The sequence below is a fragment of the Moraxella sp. FZFQ2102 genome, from assembly GCF_024137865.1.
Lineage (GTDB): Bacteria > Pseudomonadota > Gammaproteobacteria > Pseudomonadales > Moraxellaceae > Moraxella.
Genome location: NZ_CP099960.1, coordinates 1,654,748 through 1,675,923 on the forward strand (window position 1 = coordinate 1,654,748; position 21,176 = coordinate 1,675,923).

Here is a 21,176-nt window from a genome sequence, read left to right on the forward strand (position 1 = left end):
GTTTTATTTAATAAATTTTATCAAAAAAAACCGCCCAATTAAACATTGAGCGGTTTTTGTTTTGGTTCGATGGATTGATCTAGTGCCAATCAGCCCTTAATCGACCAACCATTGACCAATGGATAACGGCGTTCGCGACCGAAAGATTTCTTGGTGATCTTCGTGCCGATTGCCCCTTGGCGGCGTTTGTACTCAGCGCGATCGACCAAGCCCAGTACTTTTTCAACCGTCGCAGGATCAAAGCCTGCCGCACAGATTGCCTTGTAGCCCAAATCTTCGTCGATGTACATTTTTAGAATGCTATCAAGCAAGTCATAATCAGGTAGGCTATCTTGGTCTTTTTGGTCAGGACGCAGCTCAGCCGATGGTGCGCGCGTGATGACGCGTTCTGGGATGACTGGATTATCTTCTAGGCGGTTGCGGTAATTGGCAAGGCGATAGACATCGGTTTTGTACACATCTTTTAGCACATCGAAGCCGCCTACCATATCACCGTATAGCGTCGCATAACCGACCGCGTTTTCAGATTTATTGCCCGTTGAGATGACCATATGACCGAATTTATTTGACAATGCCATTAAGATCGTGCCGCGAGCGCGCGCTTGCAGATTCTCTTCGGTGACATCAGGCTCACTATTAGCAAGCAGTGGTGCAAGGGCTGAACGCAAGCCTGCCACTGCATCGTGGATTGGGCAGACGGTGTATGAGACATTCAGGCGTGCCGCTTGCGCTTCGGCATCATCTAGGCTGATTTGCGCGGTGTATTCGTACGGCATCATCACCGCATACACACGATCTGAGCCCAATGCATCGACGGCAATGCACAGCGTCAAGGCACTGTCGATACCGCCTGATAAGCCAACGATCACACCCTTAAAGCCTGAACGATTGACATAATCACGCAGACCCACGACTAATGCCTGATACATCTCAGATTCTTCAGACAACACAAGCGGTGCTTTGGCTTGGGTGTCAAATTGACGGCTTGCCACATCGTACTGTGCCATCATCAGTTGGTTCAAAAAGCGCGAACCTTCGTGCGCAATCGTACCATCTGCTTGCATGATGAGCGAACCGCCATCAAAGACGATGTCATCTTGCGCCCCGACGGTATTGACATAGATAATCGGCAAGTCATAAGTAGCTGACTGCTTGGTTAATAGCTCTTTGCGCGCGGCTTGTTTGCCGATTTCAAACGGCGATGCGTTGATCACCACGACCATGTCCGCACCTTCTTCTTTGAGTGCTTTGATCGGTGCATCGTGCCAAATATCTTCACAGATTAATAAGCCAATCGTTGCGCCTTTGTAATCGAACAGCACTTGATTGCGGCCTTTTTGGAAATAGCGGCGTTCATCGAAGATGCCATAATTTGGCAAGCATTGCTTATGATAAAAGCCTTTTTGGCTGCCGCCTTGCAAGATGGCTGCTGAGTTGAAGGTGCCATGTTGATCAATGTGTGGATAGCCTAGGATGATCACAATACCTTCGATCTCGGCAAGCTGCGCCATCGCACCGCGCACACGCTCGCCTAAGGTTGGGCGCAGTAGCAAATCTTCTGGCGGATAGCCGACTAAGGATAATTCTGGGAAAACCACGATGTCTGCGCCGCGATTTTTGGCATCGATGGCAAGCGCGTGCATTTTTTTGACATTGCCTGCGATGTCACCGACCCAAAAATTGGTCTGAATCAGTGCAAAAGTAATCTTGCCAGCGGCAGAATTGGCGGTGTGTAAAGTCGTCTCGACGCTCGCTGCGTCCTGTTGTTTGGTTCTTGGCATTTTTTATAATCCTAAAAAAGTTCATGCCTTGTGCTTCATGCTCAAGGGCATTGCATTTGTTTGTTATCGCCGAAATAGGGCGGTTTTGTGGGCAGAGCAAACTTCACTGTTTGCCGCCGATCTTGGGCAAAAATGACCCCAAATGATATGGTTTATCAAGATTTTGATAAACCTATTTAATAGTATAGCACAAAATCGGATGGGTTGTGGTATAGTATGGCAAGTGAATTAAAAAAACTCTCAAGTTCATTTGTTTAACGCATTAACTTTAAAATTTTCTTATGTTTGCATTTATTTTAAATATCATCATCATCGTAATCATCATGTGGTTTTTTTTCAAATTTATGTACCCAAAGCCACCCAAAGCTTTTTTTCCTAAAGATGGCGATGACACCACGCTGCGCACCTGCCACCACTGCGGCAATCAGCTTGCCACTTATCGTGGGCATTTGTTCCACGAAAAAGCCGAGAACGAACGCTTTTTTTGTAATGATGAGCATCTGGCGGTATATGCAGCAGCGCATCCAGAAGAAGATCTGCCTATGAATATAGAAAAATAGGATCTATAAAACCTAAAAAACAATAAGGGCGACATTCATCGCCCTTAATTTATGCTATAATTTTAAGAAAATCTATAAAATCACAGCATTGAGCGTGCTTGCTTATTGATCTTTTCGATCATTTCAGAGATTTGTTTTTGTTCAGCGGCATTGGCTGCCACTTGGTTTTGTAGTCCTTGGATTTGGTCGTACAAATCTAGGCAGACCAGCACCAAAAACTCTTCATTGCTCGGGGTTTTGTGCTTGATCTCACGGCGCAGATCGCGGATTTTTTGGTTGATGAATTCTGCACCATTTTCCAGATTTTTGATTTCATCGACAGGGCAGACGATGCGATGTGGTGTACCTGCGATGCTGATATCGACAGGGCGGAATTCTTCTTTAGCGATGATCGCCGACTGTGGGTTGGTGGTGGTTTCTTGACTCATGATAAATCCTTGATAATGATATGCTCAGCCTTAGCTTTGACGGTCGATTTTGCCCAACCAATCGCGAATCACTTCAGCGCGCGAAATCGCCAAAGCGTTTTTGTCTTTTAGATCTTGATTTTGTTGAATCAGCGTCTGATTGGCTTGATACAGTTCTTCTACTTGCTTTTGCAGGGCATTGCGCGTGTGCTCTAAGCTGTCCACTTGTTCGCAGTAGTTGTCAATTTCTTGGTTGGCTTTGTTTAGCTGTGCTTGTAAATCACTGATTTGTCTTGGGCTGTCGTCATTGGCAAGGCGTTGCTTAAGATTGGCAAGTTCGGTCGCGGTGACGGCATATTGTTTTTTCATCGCGATGATGGATTGTTCCAAAGCTTGAAGTTGGGCTAGCATAAGAAATCCTGTAAAAGTCATCAATAAAAAGTGTCCTATGCTAATCTTATCACGGTGCGGTGTATTGTCAAATATTTTTTCGGCTTTGGCGGTATTTTGGGCATAAGTTTGGCGAAATGTCGTATCTTTGCACGCTTTGCCCTTGTGATTTTGTATTTTGCACGCATTAAACCGTGTGAATATGGTATAATCCAAAGTTTGTTCAAAAACACAAGGCTAAACAATGACAACCGATTATTTATCAGGCTGGGACGACTGGACAAAGGCATTTGAACACTGGACAGATGTATCAATCAGTGAGCTGCACGGCATCATGACAGGCGTGATGACCGCGTGCAACGCCACAGACAGCGAAGGCTGGGCGCAGCTGTTAGAAGAGCTGAGCTTTGAAGTGCCTGATGAAGACGCGCTTGAGCTATTGACTGAGTATGCCGAAGATGTCAGCTTTGCACTAAAAGATAAAGACGACGCCTATGGCTACGAGCCGCTTGTGCCAGATGATGAGCATGAGCTGTATGAGCGCGTGCTTGCGCTCAAAGATTGGGCAGGGGGCTTTATCACTGGCATTGGCGTGACGGGCATTGCGCTGAGTGCTGATGAAAATGAGCTGATTCGCACACTGATGGAGATCGCCGCCATTCGCCTAGAAGACGATGAAAATCTGGAAGGCGGCGAAGAGATGTGGCTACATCTGTTCGAATTTGCGCGCATGGTGCCTGTGCATCTGGCGACGCGTAAACGCATGGATGTTAAGCAATTGCCACTATTAAAGGGCTTATCACCTGATGCCAAGACCGCCAAAGAAATCGCCGAAACCAAGCTTGCCGTCCCTGTCATTGATGCCATGGCAAAAAAGCAATAAAATCCTATGCAGCTAATTCATCTTACTCTTGATAATCTACCGTCCTTGCCGCCGCTTGCCTTGACCATCGGCAATTATGATGGCGTGCATCTGGGGCATCAAGCGCTATTATTGGCATTGGATCGTGATGCCAAGCAGATGGGCTATCAGTCGGCGGTGATGGTCTTTGAGCCGCAGCCGCGCGAGTTTTTTACGCCTGATGATCCGCCTGCACGCCTAACAAGCCTTGCCGAAAAAGCTAAGTACATCGGCGATCTTGGCGTGGATTATCTGATCGTTGCAAGCTTTGATCAAGCCTTTCGCTCATTGTCGGCGCAGGATTTCGCCACGCTATTACAGGGCTTGAATGTCCGTCATTTGGTGCTGGGTGATGATTTTCGCTTTGGGCATGATCGTGTGGGGGATAAGGCATTTTTGGCGGCGGCAGGCTTTGGTGTTGATAGCCTGCACAGCGTGCTACAAGATGGCGAGCGTATCAGCTCATCATTGGTGCGTAAGGCGTTGGCGGCAGGGGATTTGGCAAGTGCCAAAAGCCTGCTTGGGCGCGCGTATGCCATCACAGGGCAGGTGGAGCATGGTGATAAGATTGGGCGTACGCTTGATTTTCCGACGGCAAATATCGCCATCAATCGCATCAAGCCTGCTTTACACGGCGTGTATGGCGCGGATGTCATAGGCTTTGTCGATGGTCGGCAGATTGATTTGGCAAGTCTTGGCAAAGATGGACAAACAGGCGTAGCAGGTATAGCGCAAGGTAGTCTATTTGGTGCGGTGAGTGTCGGCAAGCGTCCATCGGTTAATGGGCAAGATTGGCGCGTGGAAGTGCATTTGCCACAGTTCGCAGGTGATTTGTACGGTATTGAGCTGCAAGTGACTTTCACCCATTATCTGCATGGCGAGCGTAAATATGATGGCTTGGATGCCTTAAAAGCAGGCATCAGTGATGATGTCGCGCAGCTGTTAAAATGGCGAGATGCGCAAGGGTGATTTTGTCAATCGTCAGAGCAAGCCAAGAAAAATCACCCATAAAAAAGAAGCTGAACTCACCATAAATTCAGCTTCTTTTACGAGTATTGGCTTGTGTTTTCGCGATCGCAAACCAACAGATGCTCAATCACTCACCATGCAATCGAGCGTTTAATTCATCTAAAATCAGTGACCAAACGGCGTCTTTGCGCCATTCCTCACGGATAAATCCTTGCTGTGCGTCATTCCAAAATGGTGCATTGTCAAGCTGCGTGTCTTCATCCAGCTGATGGGTGGCGATGAATTGCTCAATGGCAGCATCACTGTTATCAAGTCCCAATTGGGCAAACAGATCATTCATCGTGTATTCAATATTTCCAAGCATAATCAAATCCTTTGTTGTGGATTAGGGTCTATAAAATTCAAAATAATACAGCGCTGGCTTGTCTTGCTGTACTACTTGTACTACCTGCGACTCGCCGCCTAGTCTTATTTTGTTTTTATACGACCACAAGATGGTTTTGGATTTGGATACATCATTTCAAAACCATGACTTGATTGTAACAGCTTAGACTTAGGCAATCCCTACACAAGTGTATTGGCTGTGTAAATTTTAGTCTGCCAACTTTGAAATAATCCTGCGTCAAACTCACTCACAGTACTACTTGTGCAGCTTCACTCGTTTTCCTTGTCTTATTTTAAATTTGTTTGACTATATAAACTTATGTCGCTTTAATCTTAACATAGCTTATCATTAAGCACAAAAAATGCCCAATTCCTAAGAATTGGGCATTTTGCTTAAGTGTTTACACTTAAAGATTATGCAAACAGATGGTCGATCGCTGCGCGCTCTTCTTCCAGCTCATTTAGCGTGATGTTGATACGCTCTTGGCTGAATTCGTCAATTTCTAGACCTTGTACGATCTTGTATTCGCCGTTTTCGGTGGTTACAGGGAAGCCGAACATGACACCTTCTGGGATGCCGTATGAGCCATCAGATGGGATGCCCATCGTTACCCATTCACCGTTTGAGCCTAGCGCCCAGTCACGCATATGGTCGATCGCTGCGTTCGCTGCTGATGCTGCAGAAGACAGACCGCGCGCTTCGATGATCGCTGCACCGCGCTTACCAACGGTAGGTAGGAATACATTGGCATTCCATTCTTGGTCATTGATCATCTCTTTGACTGATTCGCCATTGATGGTCGCGAAACGGTAGTCGGCGTACATGGTTGGGCTGTGGTTGCCCCATACGGTTAGATTTTTGATGTCTTTGACAGCTTTGCCAGTTTTCTTCGCGACTTGGGTTAGTGCGCGGTTGTGGTCTAGGCGTAGCATGGCGGTGAAGTTTTTCGCTGGCAGATCTGGTGCTGACTTCATCGCGATGTAAGCGTTGGTGTTCGCTGGGTTACCGACGACCAGAACTTTCACATCACGGCTTGCTACATCGTTCAGTGCTTTACCTTGAACAGTGAAGATCTTCGCGTTTTCTTGTAGTAGGTCAGCGCGCTCCATGCCAGGGCCGCGTGGGCGTGCACCTACCAATAGGGCGTAGTCTGCGTCTTTGAACGCGACATTTGGATCGTCGGTACCGATCACATCGACCAATAGTGGGAATGCACAGTCATCCAGTTCCATGATGACGCCTTGTAGAGCTTGTTGTGCTTTTTCAACAGGGATTTCAAGTAGCTGTAGGATAACAGGCTGATCCTTGCCAAGCATTTCGCCAGAAGCGATGCGGAATAGTAGGCTGTAGCCGATTTGACCAGCAGCGCCAGTAACAGCAACACGAACAGGTTGTTTCATGGGTAAATCCTTCTTTGTTGGGGTTGTTAAGGTATGGAAAAACTTGTGCGATGACCCAAAAAAATGCCATCAGCACAATCACAGGCTAGTTTAGCACTTTTACACTCAAAATACAAAGCCAAAAATCGAAAAATCCAAATCGCCGATAGGATGATTTGGATTTTGCATAATGAATTTTCAGCCAACCAACTGCTTAGCGATCCAGTGCTTGACAGGGGGTAGATTGTTACTTAGGCGCAGTGCTGCATCGCGTAAGATACGCACAGGCTTGCGATCATTGGTAAATAGGCTTACCATCGCATTGGTGCCGTGATACAGTGGGCGCGTGTGTGCTTGATGGCGGCGATTATAAGTGCTAAGAAGTCGCTCGCTGCCGATATCACGCCCAGTACGGTGCGCATCGATAATCAGTGGCGCAAGGGTATTTGCGCTCAATAGACCCAAATTATACCCATGCGCTGTCACAGGATGCATACCGACTGCTGCATCACCGATGAGTGCAGCGCGCTTGGCATAGAAGCGGTGCGCGTGTACGCCCATCAGCGGATAATGATGCACGCTGCCTGCGATGGTGAACGCGCCAAATTGATCGCCGAACATCCGCTGCGCTTCGTGGGCAAGTGCTTGTGGTGATAGGCTTAATAGCTCATCGGCTTGGGTATTATCCAGCGTGATGACGCAGTTGGTCATGGTGTCATTGAGCGGTAATAGGGCAAGCGTGCGACCGTACAAGAAGCACTCTTGGGCGGTTGCGCTATTTGATAAAGGATGAGTGACACGAAAAACAATCACCGTACGCCCAAAATCATGCATATCCGCACCAATGCCAAGCATACGGCGCACATTCGATAAGCGAGAATCAGCCGCAATGACAAGACTTGCCGTCAAAACCTGCCCATCGGCAAGGCTGACGGTTGCGCTATTATCATCGGTCTTGACATCAGTAACGCCAACATCAGTGATGAGCGTGACATTGTCCATCGCCGCCACTTCATCATACACGGCTTTACGAATATTGTGATTAGAAATCAGATTGCCCAAGCGATCCAGTGAGCGCATTGATTTCATCAGGCTTGGCACTTGAAAATGCAAGGCATAATCAAGCTTGCCGCTATATACTTTGGCATCAACCAATGGGTAAATCTCATCGGTCGCGAATCGTTGCCATACGCCTAAGTTTTGTAAGATTTCTTTAGAAGTATTAGTAAGGGCGATTTCACGACCATCATAGGCAGGATTTTCGATGGCAGTAAGCGGTGCTTTTTCGATGATGGTGATCTTAAGCTCACTGCCCTTAAAAAACCGAGCAAAAGCCAATCCTGCAGGGCCTGCGCCGACGATGATGATGTCGCTGTGGGTGCTGTGCTTGGTGCTTATGCTCATAGTACTGCCTTTTTATTATTGTAATTAATTAAAAATCCTAATTATATCAATTAGTTAGGATTGTATCATTGGCGCTGAAAATTCGCCATTTCATTACGCACGGTGGTCGCCACCCATGCTTTTAGTTCTTGATTTAGCTGCGCCATGTGTTCTTTTAAAAACTCATCTACTTGACGGCTTAGATCTTGGGTTAGGCGCGCTTCTAGGACTTGTAAATCAGGGGTGTCTAGCGAATCTTTGGCATCGTCGATGAGCTGCGTGGTATCGATCGGATGCACCAAACGCATCGCTTCACCGTTTGAGCCTGCTTGCATATGCGCAGCCAGCGTAGCATTAAAATCACTGTGGCGAAAGCGAAATTCTGACAATGGCGCTTGGCTGTCCAATAGCTCAATGATGTCGTCCAATTCTTCATAAATCGCACGGCGTGCATCACTCGGTGCGCCAAGCCAACGGCGCGCAAACTGAATGCTTGGTGAGAAATTAGCCATAAAATTCCCTTAATAATCAAATTTGTCTATCAATAAAACTTTGCCTTATTGTAAAGCAAAAACCTAAGCCTGACAATCACCCAATCGGATAACTGCTCACTGTCCAAATTTGGCAATTATCGCATCGGTCTTGACGATGTCAAAGCCGGTTTTGCTTGCATTTTCGATGACGAAGATTGCTTGGATGTTTTGGGCGTTGGCAAGCTTGAGCGCATCATCATAAGGCAGAGCGGTCAGTGCTGTCGCCCAACCATCTGCCAAAGAGACGGTATCATGCAGGACGGTCACGCTTGGGGCGTTGCCTGCGACAGGATTGCCAGTATTGGGATTGATGGTATGGCTGTAGCGCACGCCGTTATATTCTACCGAATTGCGATAGCCGCCTGATGTGGCGATGTGCAGCGTGCCATCTTTGGGCTGAGTGAGTGTGGTGATGGTGCTGCGATTGCTCACTGAGCTGTCGATCACGGGCGCATCGATGGCGAGTGTCCATGGCTGTGATTTGTCATTGCTGCCGCTGGTGGCGACTTCACCACCGATTTCCACCATATAATTGGTAATGCCGTAGTTGTCCCTGAGTGTGTTTGCGATGACATCGACCGCATAGCCTTTGGCGATGGCAGAAAAGTCTAAGCCCACGCCATCGACCGATTTACTAAGCTGATTGCCATTTAAGCTGACCTTATCCAAGCCGATCAACGCCTTGGCAGCGGTGATCTCATCACTGCTTGGCGGGGCTTGTAGTCGCTCAACGCTCATCTTACCACCAAAGCCCCATAACTCCACCAAAGGCAGCACCGTCGGATCAAAGGCATGGTTCGATGCCTGAAAAATCGCTTGGCTGTCGCTTAGCACCTTGATAAAATCAGCATCAATCTCAAGCGGCGTGGCAGATGGCAGGCGGTTGAACTTGCTGATGGTGCTATCATCAATATAGGTGGACATACTGGCGTTGATGTCGTTCAGTCGCTTGTCAATATCGGCTTGGATGGCGGCTTGTGAAATGCTGGCATCAGGGTGTTGATAGCTGATGTGGTAGCTTGTCCCCATGGTTTCGCCTGAGATTTTTTGATAAGCAGGTTTATCTGCGCAGGCACTGATGATGACTGCGCTACAGACCATGGCAAGTGGGGCGTATTTCATGAAGCGTCCTAAGGTTAAGAATTTTTTAAACAACTATCGTTTTTTATAAGTGGTAAAGCGAAATGTTAAGCCGCTTTTTTCGCAAGTTTGCGTATCGCTTTGATTGGTCTTGATAAATTCATCGCCAATCACAGGATAAAACGCATCGCCATCGATGATGATATCGACTTCGGTGATCTCAAGGTGATCAGCCATCGCAAGCGACTGCGCATAAATCTCACCACCGCCAATGATATAGATGGCAGATTGTCCGCGCGCTTTGGCATCGGCACAAGCTTTATTGATCGCATCATCTAGGCTGTGCGACACTGTCACGCCATCGTAGTGAAAATTCGTATCGCGCGTGATCACATGATGGCTGCGATTGGGCAATAGACGACCTAATGACTCTAAGGTCTTTCGCCCCATGACGATCACACCGCCTGTGGTGATATTTTTAAAATGTGCCAAATCTGCAGGAATGTGCCACAGCAGCTGATTGTCCTTACCGATACAGCGGTTGGTACTGATGGCGACCACTTGCACGATTTCGATGTGATCGGCGGCTGATGTCTGAGTGCTGTTTGTCATTTATACCGCCACTTCTGCTTTGATCGCTGGGTGCGATTGATAATTTTCAATCATAATATCTTCAAATGTAAATTCAAAAATATCGCGTACATCAGGGTTGAGTTTCAGAGTGCAAAGCGGCAGCGGCTCGCGGCTTAGCTGTAGCTTGGCTTGTTCAAAATGATTGCTGTACAGATGCGTATCACCGCCCGTCCATACAAACTCACCCACGCCAAGATCACATACTTGCGCGATCATGTGGGTCAATAGCGCATAGCTTGCGATATTAAAAGGCACGCCCAAGAACACATCAGCACTACGCTGGTACAGCTGACAGGATAGCTTGCCATCCATGACGAAAAACTGAAACAGCGTATGGCAAGGCGGTAGGGCGACAGCACCCGCTTCAGACGGATTCCAGCCGCTGACGATCAGGCGGCGCGAGTTTGGGTTGGTCTTGATTTCATTGATCAGCCATGTGATCTGATCAAAGCCATCATTGCGATAATGACCATCATTATCTTTGGTCGCGCCAAAATTACGCCACTGATGACCATAGACAGGGCCAAGATCACCTGCCGATCGCCCAAAGCGCGCGGTCTGCTCAGCAGTCGCCCATTCATCCCAAATGGTTACGCCGCGCTCTTGCAGATAGGCGACATCGGTATCGCCTTTTAAGAACCAAAGCAGCTCGTGGATAATGGATTTCATGTGGACTTTTTTGGTGGTCAATAACGGAAAGCCTTGTGATAAATCAAAGCGCATCTGATGACCAAAGACCGAACGGGTACCAGTACCAGTGCGGTCACCTTTATCACCACCTGTTTGTAAAATGCGTGTCAGCAGCTCGTGATATTGTTTCATTAGGCTTTTTTCCAATCATAAATATTCTTTTGATATGCTATCACCATTAAGATAATGCCAATAATGATCATTGGTAAACTGTACAATTGACCCTTACTCATCCAACCAAAAATCAGCTCATAGCCGACATCAGGCTGACGGAAAAACTCGGTGCTAAAGCGGCTGATGCCATAGCCCAATAGGAACAGCGCAGAGACAGCATAGCGTGGGCGCGGCTTGGCAGAGAACCACCACAGCAGGATAAATAGCAGCACGCCTTCGGTGGCAGCTTGGTACAGCTGCGATGGGTGGCGTGGCAGTAGCATATAGCCGCCGATGTTGCTGGCGATGCTTTGTAGGCTTGGGTCCAGCTGTAGCAGTTCAAAATCGGCATTTGCCGCTTGGGGAAAATACATCAAATGCGACAAATCCGAGCTTGAGACGCGACCCCACAGCTCGCCATTGATGAAGTTGCCCATACGACCGAACAGCAAGCCTGTCGGCACACACGGCGCGATAAAATCCAGCACAGTAAATGGCGCGGTCTTATATTTGCGCGCAAAATACCACATGGCAAGCAGTACACCAATAAAGCCACCATGAAAACTCATGCCGCCTTCCCAGACGCGGAACAGATACATCGGATCGGCAAGTAATTCGCTAAAATTATACAGCAGCACATAGCCGATGCGACCACCCAAAATCACCCCAACTGAGCCGAAAAATACCAAATCAGACACCATCTCGGTGGTGAAATCATCACGCGACTTGGCGCGCATCCATGCCAAAAAATACGCCATACCAAAGGCAAGCAGATACATCAAGCCATACCAATGCAGCTCAATCACGCCCAAATCTAGGGCGACAGGGTTAAATTGTGGGTGTACGATAGCCATGTTATCCTCTTTTTTTATTCAATTAAATACCGACTATTATAGCCGATTTTGACCGATTTTAACATCAATCAATTGCGCGCGTATCATTTGCATGGATTATCAGGGTAAAGTGGGCGGATTTTAACCATTAATGATTTGGCACAAATACACACATTGCGATTAAAAATTTGCTAAAATACCCACCTTTGACCCTAATTTTATCCAAGTTACAAACACCCAATGCGACTAAAATCCCTAAAACTAGCCGGCTTTAAATCTTTTGCCAATCCAACCACTTTTACTTTCAAGCATGACATCACCGCCATCGTCGGGCCTAATGGCTGTGGCAAATCCAATGTCATTGATGCCATCCGCTGGGTGCTGGGTGAGACTTCTGCCAAGCAGCTGCGTGGTGGGGCGATGAGTGATGTCATCTTTGCTGGTGTGGAAGGGCGTGCCGCCAAAAGCCTTGCCAGTGTTGAGTTGGTGTTTGAACACACCCAAGATGAGACGCACGGCATCCGCCATGAGCTAAACCTGTACCAAGAACTGAGCCTACGCCGACAAGTCACCAAAGATGGCAAATCGGATTATTTCATCAATGGTCAGCGAGTGCGTCGCCGTGATGTGGTGGATGTGTTTTTGGGTACGGGTCTGGGCGCGCGCAGCTATGCGGTGATTGAGCAGGGAATGATTGGGCGCATCGTAGAATCCAGCCCCATGCAGCTGCGTGAGTTCATCGAAGAAGGTGCGGGCGTCTCTCGCTATCAAGTACGCAGAGCCGATACCGAAAAAAAACTTGCCGAGACGCGCGATAATCTTGAACGCCTATCCGATCTTCAAGGTGAACTAAAAAAACAACAAAAAACTTTGATCCGCCAAGCCGAATCTGCCAAGCAATATGAAGTGCTCAATGATAAGCTTAATCAGCTACATTGGAATGATTTAATGCGTCGCTTGTTCGAGTCGTGGCAGTATCATGAGCTGAAAAAAGGCGAGCATGGCAAATCCGCCGAAAAGCTTGCCGAGCTTGAACAAAATGTCACCAAAGTCCGCCGTGAACTCGATGAGCTGTCGGCGCGTGTCGCGGAAGCGCAGTGGATGAAAGACGATGCACGTGATAAATTTCACAACGCGCAGATGGCAGAACAGACCGCGCAGCACAATTTTTATACCGTCAATAGTCAGCTTGCACAAAATGATGAGAAAATCGCACGGCTGACAGCGCAGCATCAAGAAGCGCTTGCCAATATCGAGCACGCCACCGCCGAGCTTGCCGAGATTGACAGCCAGCTTGCTACCATCACACCTGACACGATGGCACTAGAGCAGGCACTCACTGATGCCAAACAGGTGCTTGCCGATGCTCAAGATGCATGGCAAAAACAGCGTGATGAGCTATCTGTCATCACCCAAGACAAAAATAATCTGGATAACCGCAAAAAACTTGCCGAATCCCAGATCGCCCGCCTAAAAGATGCTGAGCAAAAATGGCAAAAACGCAGCGATGCACTCGATGCGGAGCAGGCAGGCTTTGTTGATGCCCAGCAAGACCAAGCCGAGCAAAAAACTTATCAAGAGCAGATTGCCAATCTTAAACTTAAGCTTGATAATCTATCAGATCATGATGAGCTCAAATCTCGCTATGATACACTCAGTGAGACTGTCAAGACGCTACAAGCAAGCACCCAATCCCAAGAAAAACGCCATGCCGTCCTGATGGGTGAGTATGATATTTTGCACAAGCTTGTACATACGCCAATCGCTCAACAATATAGCACATCGAGTGATGATCAAGCGGATTTGCAAGCTTTGCCAAGCCTTGAGCATGGTTTGATGCCGAGCAGTACGGGGCATCAATATGCCAAAGTACTGGATCAGTTTTTGGGATTTTGGCTGGATGCCAAAGTGACTGCTCAGCTTAATATGGCGACCGCCTTGACCACACCTACCAAAGATGGTGTGAATTTATTATTAAAATCTGGTAAAAAAAGCGATACTGCCATCACGACAAGCGCCATCGCAGCCAGTGATGCCATTGCCAAGTTGCCCAAGCAGATTGGTGAGCAGCTGATTCGCTTGGATCAGTTATTTAGCACACCGACTTTGGAGATTTTTGGGCGCACCTTTTTATATACGGGCGATGATTCGCTTGATGAGATGGATACAAGCGCATTGATTGGCGTGATGATTTTGACCAAGACAGGCTGGCTGATTGGCAGTTTTGGCATGGTGCATATCAGCCGTTTTGGTGAGACAGGCAGTCAATTTCTTGCCCAAAAACAAGCACATATCGAGCGATTGGCTGTGCTAGAAGAAGAGTTGAACACCCTAGAAGATGCACTGAGTGCCGACCAAAAACAGCTGAAAAATCAGCTGAATCTACTTGAGCAAACCAAAGTTGAGCTTGAAGAAGTCATCGCCCAAAAAACCGCCACCACCGCACAGCTGCACAGTGCCGAAAAAGCACTGACAGCACTCACTGCCAAGCTGGATGCGGATAAAATCCGCCGTGACAACCATGCCAAAAACCGTCAAGCGCTCGATGAAGAAAAACAAGACCGCCAAAAAGAGCTTGATGAGTTGACCGTACAGCTTGATGAATATCATACAAAGCTTGGCGAGTTTGCCCCACGCTTTGAGATGGCGAATCAAGCGATGACCGTGCTGACGGCTCGCATTGATGAAGCTAATGGACTGGTTAAGACCAAAAATGAGACCTATCAAGCCATGCAGCTCAAATTTGGCACGCTAAGCCAAAGCAAAACCCACGCCGAACGCCTGCTTGATATGGCAAAAAACAGCGCCACGCAGACAATAGCAGACATCGAAGTTACCAAAAAACACCAAGAAACCCTACAAGAAAAATTACCAAAGCTTGAAGAAATATTCAAAGCTGCCAAGATGAGCAGTCATGAACTCAAAATCTCAAGCGATGAATATGAAGCGGCTGCCAAAGCACTGCAAATCGCCCAAACCAAGCTACAAGATGAGCTGACTGAAGCACACGGCAAATTTGCCACCGCCCAAGCACAGTCTGCCCAAATCAGTGCTGATGCGGCAGTGGGTGAGAGTCGGATGCAGGATTTGGGCGATGAGCTGTTGCGATTTGATGAGACGTTTAATCTGCCTGCGACCTTGGCAGAGTTTAGAGCCAACCCTAATCAGCAGTTCATTGACCATAGCCAAAAGCGAGAGGATATCAAAGCGCAAATCGCCAAACTCGGTGCGGTGAACTTAGCTGCTGCTGCTGAGCTTGCCGAGATTGAGGCGCGTGTATCGCCGATGGATGAGCAAATCCAAGACATCACCGACAGTATGAAAAAACTTGAAGATGCCATCAAAGCGATCGATGAGAAGACCAAATCGCTGTTTTTGACAGCGCTCAATGCGGTGAATAAAGAGCTCAATGCTTTGTTCTCAAAAGTATTTGGCGGTGGTCAGGCAAGCTTAAGTCTGATGGAAGATGAAACCTTGTCCAAGGCGGACAAATGGCGTGCAGGACTTGTGCTGATGGCACAGCCAAAGGGCAAGAAAAACTCGCGGCTTGCTGTGCTGTCGGGCGGTGAGAAGACCTTGACGGCGTTGAGTTTGATTTTTGCGATTTTCAAGCAGCATCCTGCGCCGTTTTGTGTGCTGGATGAAGTTGATGCGCCACTGGATGATGCCAATGTTGGGCGCTTTACAGGGCTGATTCATGAGTTGGCTGACGATGTGCAGTTTATCTTTATTAGTCATAATAAGCTTGCCATGCAAATTGCCGATGAGCTCAAAGGCATCACTATGCCGACGGCGGGGATTTCAAGTCTGGTCACAGTCAATTTAGAAGAGGCGGAACAGTATTTGAAGCCGACGGCATAGAATGATTTGTTGTGGTGGCTGCCAATATACTGCGATACTGTGAAGTAGTTGTTGTTCTTATTTAGGCAAAGATTCAGAGTGAGCGGTGTTATTCATGACAAATATCTTGGCTTTGTGTGTAATTTTTGCTATAATAATGCGTCCATTTTTATAAATGGGCGTATTTTTTAATTTAACTTTACACTACACACACGAAATTTACAGCGTAGGCTTACGGTGTTTTTGGAATATCGGGGTGTCTATCAGTTTGAATAATTTGACCTGATGGTCAGATGCGTGCTGATGGATTCGGTATTTTTGATTTCGTGGAGGCGTAACCCAAACTTTTTAGGAACTCTTATGTCAGACAAGAACCCAACTCAAATCTCAATGCGTGACTTGCTAGAAGCAGGTGCTCACTTCGGTCACCAAACTCGTTTTTGGAACCCAAAAATGAGCCAATACATCTTTGGTGCTCGTAACCGCATTCACATCATCAACCTTGAGCACACTGTTAAGCAGTTCAACGAAGCGCTAACTTTCGTGAACAAGCAAGCTGCTGCACGCAACAAGATTTTGTTCGTTGGTACTAAGCGCGCTGCATCTGCAGTGATCCGTGAGCAAGCGACTCGTGCAGGCATGCCGTATGTTGATCATCGTTGGTTGGGCGGTATGCTTACCAACTGGAAAACACTACGCCAGTCAATCACTCGCCTAAAAGAGCTTGAAAAGCAAGCTGAAGACGGTACTTTTGCTAAGCTTACTAAGCGTGAAGCACTTGAGCGTACTCGCCAAATGGAAAAACTAGAGCGCGCTCTAGGTGGTATCAAAGACATGGGCGGTCTTCCAGACGCGCTATTTGTTGTCGATGTTGACCACGAAGCGATCGCGATCAAAGAAGCGAAAAACCTTGGTATTCCTGTTATCGGTATCGTTGATACCAACTCAAACCCAGACAATGTTGATTATGTCATCGCAGCAAACGACGACGCAATCCGCGCTGTAAGCCTATATGTAACTGCTATGGCTGATGCAATCATCGCTGGTAAAGAGTACGCAAAAACTCAAGGTGGCGCACAAGAGCAAGCGGTAGAAGCAGCTGCTGAATAAGTTTTTATCATTCATTGAATGGTCATAAAACTGTGCTATGATGGTTTATGTTTGGGTCGTGCTTTATGATTTGACATAAGCCATCATTCAAATAAATTTTAAAAAAATTCAAAGGTAATCCAAATGACTCAAGTTTCTGCAAAGCTTGTAAAAGAGCTGCGTGACCGTACTGGTCTTGGTATGATGGAGTGCAAAAAAGCACTAGAAGAAGCAAACGGCGACATCGAGCTTGCGATTGACAACCTACGCAAATCAGGTCAAGCAAAAGCTGCTAAGAAAGCTGGTAACATCGCTGCTGACGGTGCAATCATCATCGCTCAAGGCGAAGGCAAAGCACTGCTTCTAGAAGTAAACTGCCAAACTGACTTCGTTGCTAAAGACGAAAACTTCACTGTATTTGCAAACAAAGTCGCTGAGCTTGCTTTGGCAAATAACACCACTGATGTGGCTGCAATCTCTGCACTACCATATGGCGACGGCGCAACTGTAGAAGAAGCGCGTATCGCATTGGTACAAAAAATCGGTGAAAACATCCAAGTTCGCCGTGCAGAAGTCATTGAAGGTGCGAACCTTGCTGCATACCGCCACGGTCTGCGTATCGGTGTTGTCGTATCACTAGAAGGCGGCAACGAAGAAGTGGGTAAAGCAGTTGCAATGCAAGTTGCAGCATTCAACCCGCTAGCAGTAAACGAAGCTGATGTACCTGCTGACATCCTAGCACGCGAAAAAGACATCATCGAAGCCAAAGCTAAAGAATCTGGCAAGCCAGAAGCTGTGGTTGAGAAGATGATCACTGGCGGCCTACAAAAGTACCTAAACGAAGTGACTTTGGTTAACCAACCATATGTCATGGACAACGAAAAGAAAGTTGGCGATGTACTTAAAGCTGAAGGCGCAACCGTACTAAGCTTCAAGCGTCTTGAAGTGGGCGAAGGCATCGAGAAGAAGCAAGAAGACTTCGCTGCTGAAGTTGCTGCCGCTCAAGCTGCTGCAAAAGCTTAATAGTATAATTATTGATTTTTCATACAATCAAGTTAAGCTTGCTTAAAGATTGATGAATTAATAATTATCAAAAAATAAAAACCGTTATTGATTGAGCCGTGTTGGCTTGATGAATGGCGGTTTTTATTTTTTGGGCAATGTTGGCAAAAATTTAGGGAAAATAAGCAAATTGTAAATTGTAAAAAAACCACTGACAGAGTACAATAGACAAAGTTTGGCTAAAAATTATTAAGGAATTGCGATGTCATCGTTCGACCCACAAGCATTCATCGAAGTTGCGTTAAAAAATGGCGTGCTAAAATTTGGCGAATTCACCCTAAAATCAGGCCGTGTCAGCCCCTATTTTTTCAATGCAGGGCTGCTTTCGACTGGTGAATTATTAAGCGTGCTTGCCACAGGTTATGCCGATACATTGGCTGCCAATGCTGATCGTGATGATTTGGTGATTTTTGGTGCGGCGTATAAAGGTATCCCATTTGTGGCAGCGACTGCGCAAGCCCTGTGGACACAGCACAATATCAATGCTAATTGGGGCTATAACCGCAAAGAAGCCAAAGATCATGGTGAAGGCGGTATGCTCGTTGGTGCAGATTTATCAGGCAAAAAAGTATGGGTGATTGACGATGTGATGACCGCAGGTACAGCGATGCGTGAAGTGGTAGGTATCCTAGATAATGCAGGCGCAAGCGTTGCAGGTATCATCGTTGCACTTGACCGCAAAGAAAAAGGGCAAGGCGATAAATCCGCCATCCAAGAGCTTGCCGATACCCTTGGCGTGCCTGTGCTTGCCTTGGTGACGATGGATGACATCACCGATTATGTCGCCAAAAACGGTACCGAACAAGAGCTTGCCGCGATGAAAGCATATCGCGCGCAGTACGGCATTTGTGAATAATAACCGCATCAAATATTGCGTCAATAAAACAACAAAAACAATAGGTAAGGCTATGAAAAAACTCAACTTTTTGATTGTTATGGATGAGATCAGCAAGATCAATTATAAAAAAGACACATCACTTGCGATGGCGTGGGCAATCAGTGAGCGCGGTCATGGCTTAAGCTATTGTAAAATCGATGATCTATGGCTAGATCAAGGTGTGCTAAAAATTGACGCGCAGCCATTGTCGGTATTTCGCGATCCTGATCATTTTTATGAGCTTGGCGATGTGGCGACGGTGGCTGTGACCGAGTTTGATGTAATTTTGATGCGTAAGGATCCGCCATTTGACATGAATTTCTTGTATGCTTTGCATTTATTGGACTATGCCAAGCGTGCAGGCGTGTGGGTGGTCAACGATCCCTTGTCGGTCAAGGACTGCAACGAAAAGCTATTCGCCACGCAGTTCAGCGACTTGATGAGTCCGACGATTGTCACCAATAAACAAGCGCATATCCGCGAATTTATCAAGACGCATGGCGATGTGATTGTCAAGCCGCTGGATGGTATGGGTGGCATGGGGATTTTTCGCTTGACCGCAGACAGCCCAAATATTGGCTCGACACTTGAGATGCTGACACAGCTTGGCACAACGCCAATCATGGCACAAAAATTCATCCCTGCCATTACAGAAGGCGATAAGCGCGTGCTAATCGTGGGTGGTAAGCCTGTCGATTATTGCTTGGCGCGCATTCCAAGCACGGGTGAGACGCGCGGGAATTTGGCGGCGGGCGGTCGTGGTGTTGCCATGCCGTTATCTGAGCGTGAAAGACAGCTTGCTGAGACGATTGTACCGATTTTACTGGAAAAAGGCTTGTATTTTGTCGGTTTGGATGTTATTGGCGGCTTAATTACCGAGATCAATGTCACAAGCCCAACTTGCGTGCGTGAGATTGATGATCAATGTGGCACGCAGATTGCGGTGGATTTTATTGAATTTATCGAAAATAACATCGCGACCAAAGCGGCGTAAATGCTGCCCGATGACACTTGCCAACAATTTTTATTGACAAAAATCTAAACAAATTGTGCTTGAGTTTGGCAAAGAAGTCATTGAAAATAGATGCTTTTTTAGACAGTTAGACAGCTGGAATGGTTATGACAAAACAACTTAATGTCCTTATGATGGCGGCAGGTACAGGCGGTCATGTGTTTCCTGCCTTGGCGGTAGCCGATGAGCTGGCACGCCGTGGTGCGACGATTCACTGGCTTGGCACGCCAACTGGCATGGAAAATGATCTGGTGGCAAAGCATGGCTATCAGATGCACCACATAGAGATGCAAGGACTGCGCGGTAAGGGCTTGGCGCGCATGGTGAAATTACCATTTATGCTGTTTAAAGCAGTGATGCAAGCGCGTAAAATCATTCAAGAATATAACATCGATGTCGCGGTGGGTTTTGGCGGCTATGTCACCGCACCAGGTGGTCTTGCGGCAAAATTATCAAAAAAACCGCTGATCATCCATGAACAAAATGCCATCGTCGGTATGAGTAATAAAAACCTTGCGCGCCATGCTGATAAGGTGCTGCAAGCGTTCGATGGTGCGTTTGGGGCAGAATTTGCCAATAAGCTATTGACTGTGGGCAACCCTGTGCGCGATGCCATTGCCCAAATCGCATCACCTGATGTGCGCTATGTCGATGGCGATGAGTCACCGCTGAAAGTCTTGGTGGTGGGTGGTTCACTGGGCGCGATGGCGATTAACCAAGCCATCGTTGAGATGCTTGATAAGATCAATCGCCCAATCAGTCTACGCCATCAATGCGGCAAGGACAATCACGAGCAGATGCTGGTGGCGTATTCACAAGCTGACATTGACCCGAATAAACACATCGTTGAACTAAAGCCATTTATCGATGATATGGCGGCAGCTTATGCGTGGGCGGATGTCATCGTCTGCCGTGCAGGTGCGCTGACGGTGACCGAGATTCAGACTGCAGGAGTGGCGGCAATTTTTGTGCCATTGCCACACGCGGTCGATGATCACCAAACTGCCAATGCCAAGGTATTGGTCGATGCAGGCGCAGCAATCTTAATGCCGCAATCGACACTCAGCGGTGAGCTATTAGCCCAGACTTTAGATGGATTGGATCGCAATAAATGCAAGCAAATGGCACAAATCGCGCGTACACAAGCCAAAGCAGATATTGCGCAGAATATTGCTGATTTGATCGAACAATCGGTTCGTTGATTGTTAAAAAGTTTTAA

20 protein-coding genes are annotated in these 21,176 nt (G+C 47.2%); 9 read left to right on the forward strand and 11 right to left on the reverse strand.

From position 1 onward, the window contains the following. Positions 1–89: 89 nt before the first annotated feature. Entirely contained in the window at positions 90–1,781 is a 1,692-nt protein-coding gene (locus tag NGM44_RS07780) for an NAD+ synthase (RefSeq protein WP_253223129.1), read from the reverse strand. Between the two features lie 344 nt (positions 1,782–2,125). Here NGM44_RS07780 and NGM44_RS07785 point away from each other — a divergent pair, with 344 nt between their 5' ends. Further along, complete coding sequence (locus tag NGM44_RS07785; RefSeq protein WP_253223130.1) at positions 2,126–2,341, forward strand: hypothetical protein; 216 nt, start codon at positions 2,126–2,128, stop codon at positions 2,339–2,341. 80 nt (positions 2,342–2,421) lie between these two features. Here NGM44_RS07785 and NGM44_RS07790 read toward each other — a convergent pair whose 3' ends face one another. Both NGM44_RS07790 and NGM44_RS07795 read right to left on the reverse strand, forming a co-directional pair. After that, positions 2,422–2,769, reverse strand: coding sequence for a cell division protein ZapA (locus NGM44_RS07790; RefSeq protein WP_253223131.1), 348 nt, complete (start codon positions 2,767–2,769; stop codon positions 2,422–2,424). Positions 2,770–2,799: 30 nt separating this feature from the next. After that, the gene (locus NGM44_RS07795) at positions 2,800–3,159 is read right to left on the reverse strand and encodes a hypothetical protein (RefSeq protein WP_253223132.1); all 360 of its coding nucleotides are present in this window, start codon (positions 3,157–3,159) and stop codon (positions 2,800–2,802) included. Between the two features lie 223 nt (positions 3,160–3,382). Between NGM44_RS07795 and NGM44_RS07800 the strand changes: the two genes are divergently transcribed. Continuing rightward, complete coding sequence (locus NGM44_RS07800) at positions 3,383–4,021, forward strand: UPF0149 family protein (RefSeq protein WP_253223133.1); 639 nt, start codon at positions 3,383–3,385, stop codon at positions 4,019–4,021. Positions 4,022–4,027: 6 nt separating this feature from the next. After that, on the forward strand, positions 4,028–5,008 hold the full coding sequence (gene ribF, locus NGM44_RS07805; RefSeq protein WP_253223134.1) for a bifunctional riboflavin kinase/FAD synthetase: 981 nt from the start codon (positions 4,028–4,030) through the stop codon (positions 5,006–5,008). 127 nt (positions 5,009–5,135) lie between these two features. Here ribF and NGM44_RS07810 read toward each other — a convergent pair whose 3' ends face one another. The 8 genes from NGM44_RS07810 to lgt all read right to left on the reverse strand — a co-directional run bounded on the left by NGM44_RS07810 (position 5,136) and on the right by lgt (position 12,098). Next, on the reverse strand, positions 5,136–5,372 hold the full coding sequence (locus NGM44_RS07810) for a DUF2789 domain-containing protein (protein WP_253223135.1): 237 nt from the start codon (positions 5,370–5,372) through the stop codon (positions 5,136–5,138). A gap of 434 nt (positions 5,373–5,806) precedes the next feature. Then, positions 5,807–6,793, reverse strand: a complete 987-nt coding sequence (locus NGM44_RS07815; protein WP_253223136.1) for a malate dehydrogenase — start codon at positions 6,791–6,793, stop codon at positions 5,807–5,809. A 177-nt stretch (positions 6,794–6,970) separates the two neighbouring features. After that, positions 6,971–8,176, reverse strand: coding sequence for a 5-demethoxyubiquinol-8 5-hydroxylase UbiM (gene ubiM, locus NGM44_RS07820; protein ID WP_253223137.1), 1,206 nt, complete (start codon positions 8,174–8,176; stop codon positions 6,971–6,973). A gap of 65 nt (positions 8,177–8,241) precedes the next feature. After that, complete coding sequence (locus NGM44_RS07825) at positions 8,242–8,667, reverse strand: hypothetical protein (RefSeq protein ID WP_253223138.1); 426 nt, start codon at positions 8,665–8,667, stop codon at positions 8,242–8,244. Positions 8,668–8,763: 96 nt separating this feature from the next. Next, positions 8,764–9,810 carry an FAD:protein FMN transferase gene (locus NGM44_RS07830; protein WP_253223139.1) on the reverse strand — a complete coding sequence of 349 codons (1,047 nt, stop codon included), beginning with the start codon at positions 9,808–9,810 and terminating at the stop codon, positions 8,764–8,766. A gap of 33 nt (positions 9,811–9,843) precedes the next feature. Next, positions 9,844–10,380, reverse strand: coding sequence for a dihydrofolate reductase (locus NGM44_RS07835; RefSeq protein ID WP_253223140.1), 537 nt, complete (start codon positions 10,378–10,380; stop codon positions 9,844–9,846). After that, the gene (locus tag NGM44_RS07840; RefSeq protein ID WP_253223141.1) at positions 10,381–11,223 is read right to left on the reverse strand and encodes a thymidylate synthase; all 843 of its coding nucleotides are present in this window, start codon (positions 11,221–11,223) and stop codon (positions 10,381–10,383) included. Beyond that, on the reverse strand, positions 11,223–12,098 hold the full coding sequence (gene lgt, locus NGM44_RS07845; protein ID WP_253223142.1) for a prolipoprotein diacylglyceryl transferase: 876 nt from the start codon (positions 12,096–12,098) through the stop codon (positions 11,223–11,225). The genes NGM44_RS07840 and lgt overlap by 1 nt, the downstream gene beginning before the upstream one ends. A gap of 219 nt (positions 12,099–12,317) precedes the next feature. Here lgt and smc point away from each other — a divergent pair, with 219 nt between their 5' ends. From smc to murG, 6 genes are all read left to right on the forward strand, one after another. Continuing rightward, a complete protein-coding gene (gene smc, locus NGM44_RS07850) occupies positions 12,318–15,938 on the forward strand; it encodes a chromosome segregation protein SMC (RefSeq protein ID WP_253223143.1) in 3,621 nt (1,206 codons plus the stop codon). 339 nt (positions 15,939–16,277) lie between these two features. Further along, positions 16,278–17,027, forward strand: a complete 750-nt coding sequence (rpsB, locus tag NGM44_RS07855) for a 30S ribosomal protein S2 (protein ID WP_253223144.1) — start codon at positions 16,278–16,280, stop codon at positions 17,025–17,027. A gap of 123 nt (positions 17,028–17,150) precedes the next feature. Beyond that, positions 17,151–18,029 (forward strand): translation elongation factor Ts, encoded by an 879-nt coding sequence (tsf, locus tag NGM44_RS07860; RefSeq protein ID WP_253223145.1) that lies wholly within the window; start codon positions 17,151–17,153, stop codon positions 18,027–18,029. A 241-nt stretch (positions 18,030–18,270) separates the two neighbouring features. Continuing rightward, positions 18,271–18,924, forward strand: coding sequence for an orotate phosphoribosyltransferase (gene pyrE / locus NGM44_RS07865; protein WP_253223146.1), 654 nt, complete (start codon positions 18,271–18,273; stop codon positions 18,922–18,924). 52 nt (positions 18,925–18,976) lie between these two features. Next, positions 18,977–19,939 carry a glutathione synthase gene (gene gshB / locus NGM44_RS07870; protein ID WP_253223147.1) on the forward strand — a complete coding sequence of 321 codons (963 nt, stop codon included), beginning with the start codon at positions 18,977–18,979 and terminating at the stop codon, positions 19,937–19,939. Positions 19,940–20,064: 125 nt separating this feature from the next. Then, entirely contained in the window at positions 20,065–21,159 is a 1,095-nt protein-coding gene (murG, locus tag NGM44_RS07875) for an undecaprenyldiphospho-muramoylpentapeptide beta-N-acetylglucosaminyltransferase (protein ID WP_253223148.1), read from the forward strand. The last annotated feature ends 17 nt before the right edge of the window (positions 21,160–21,176 follow it).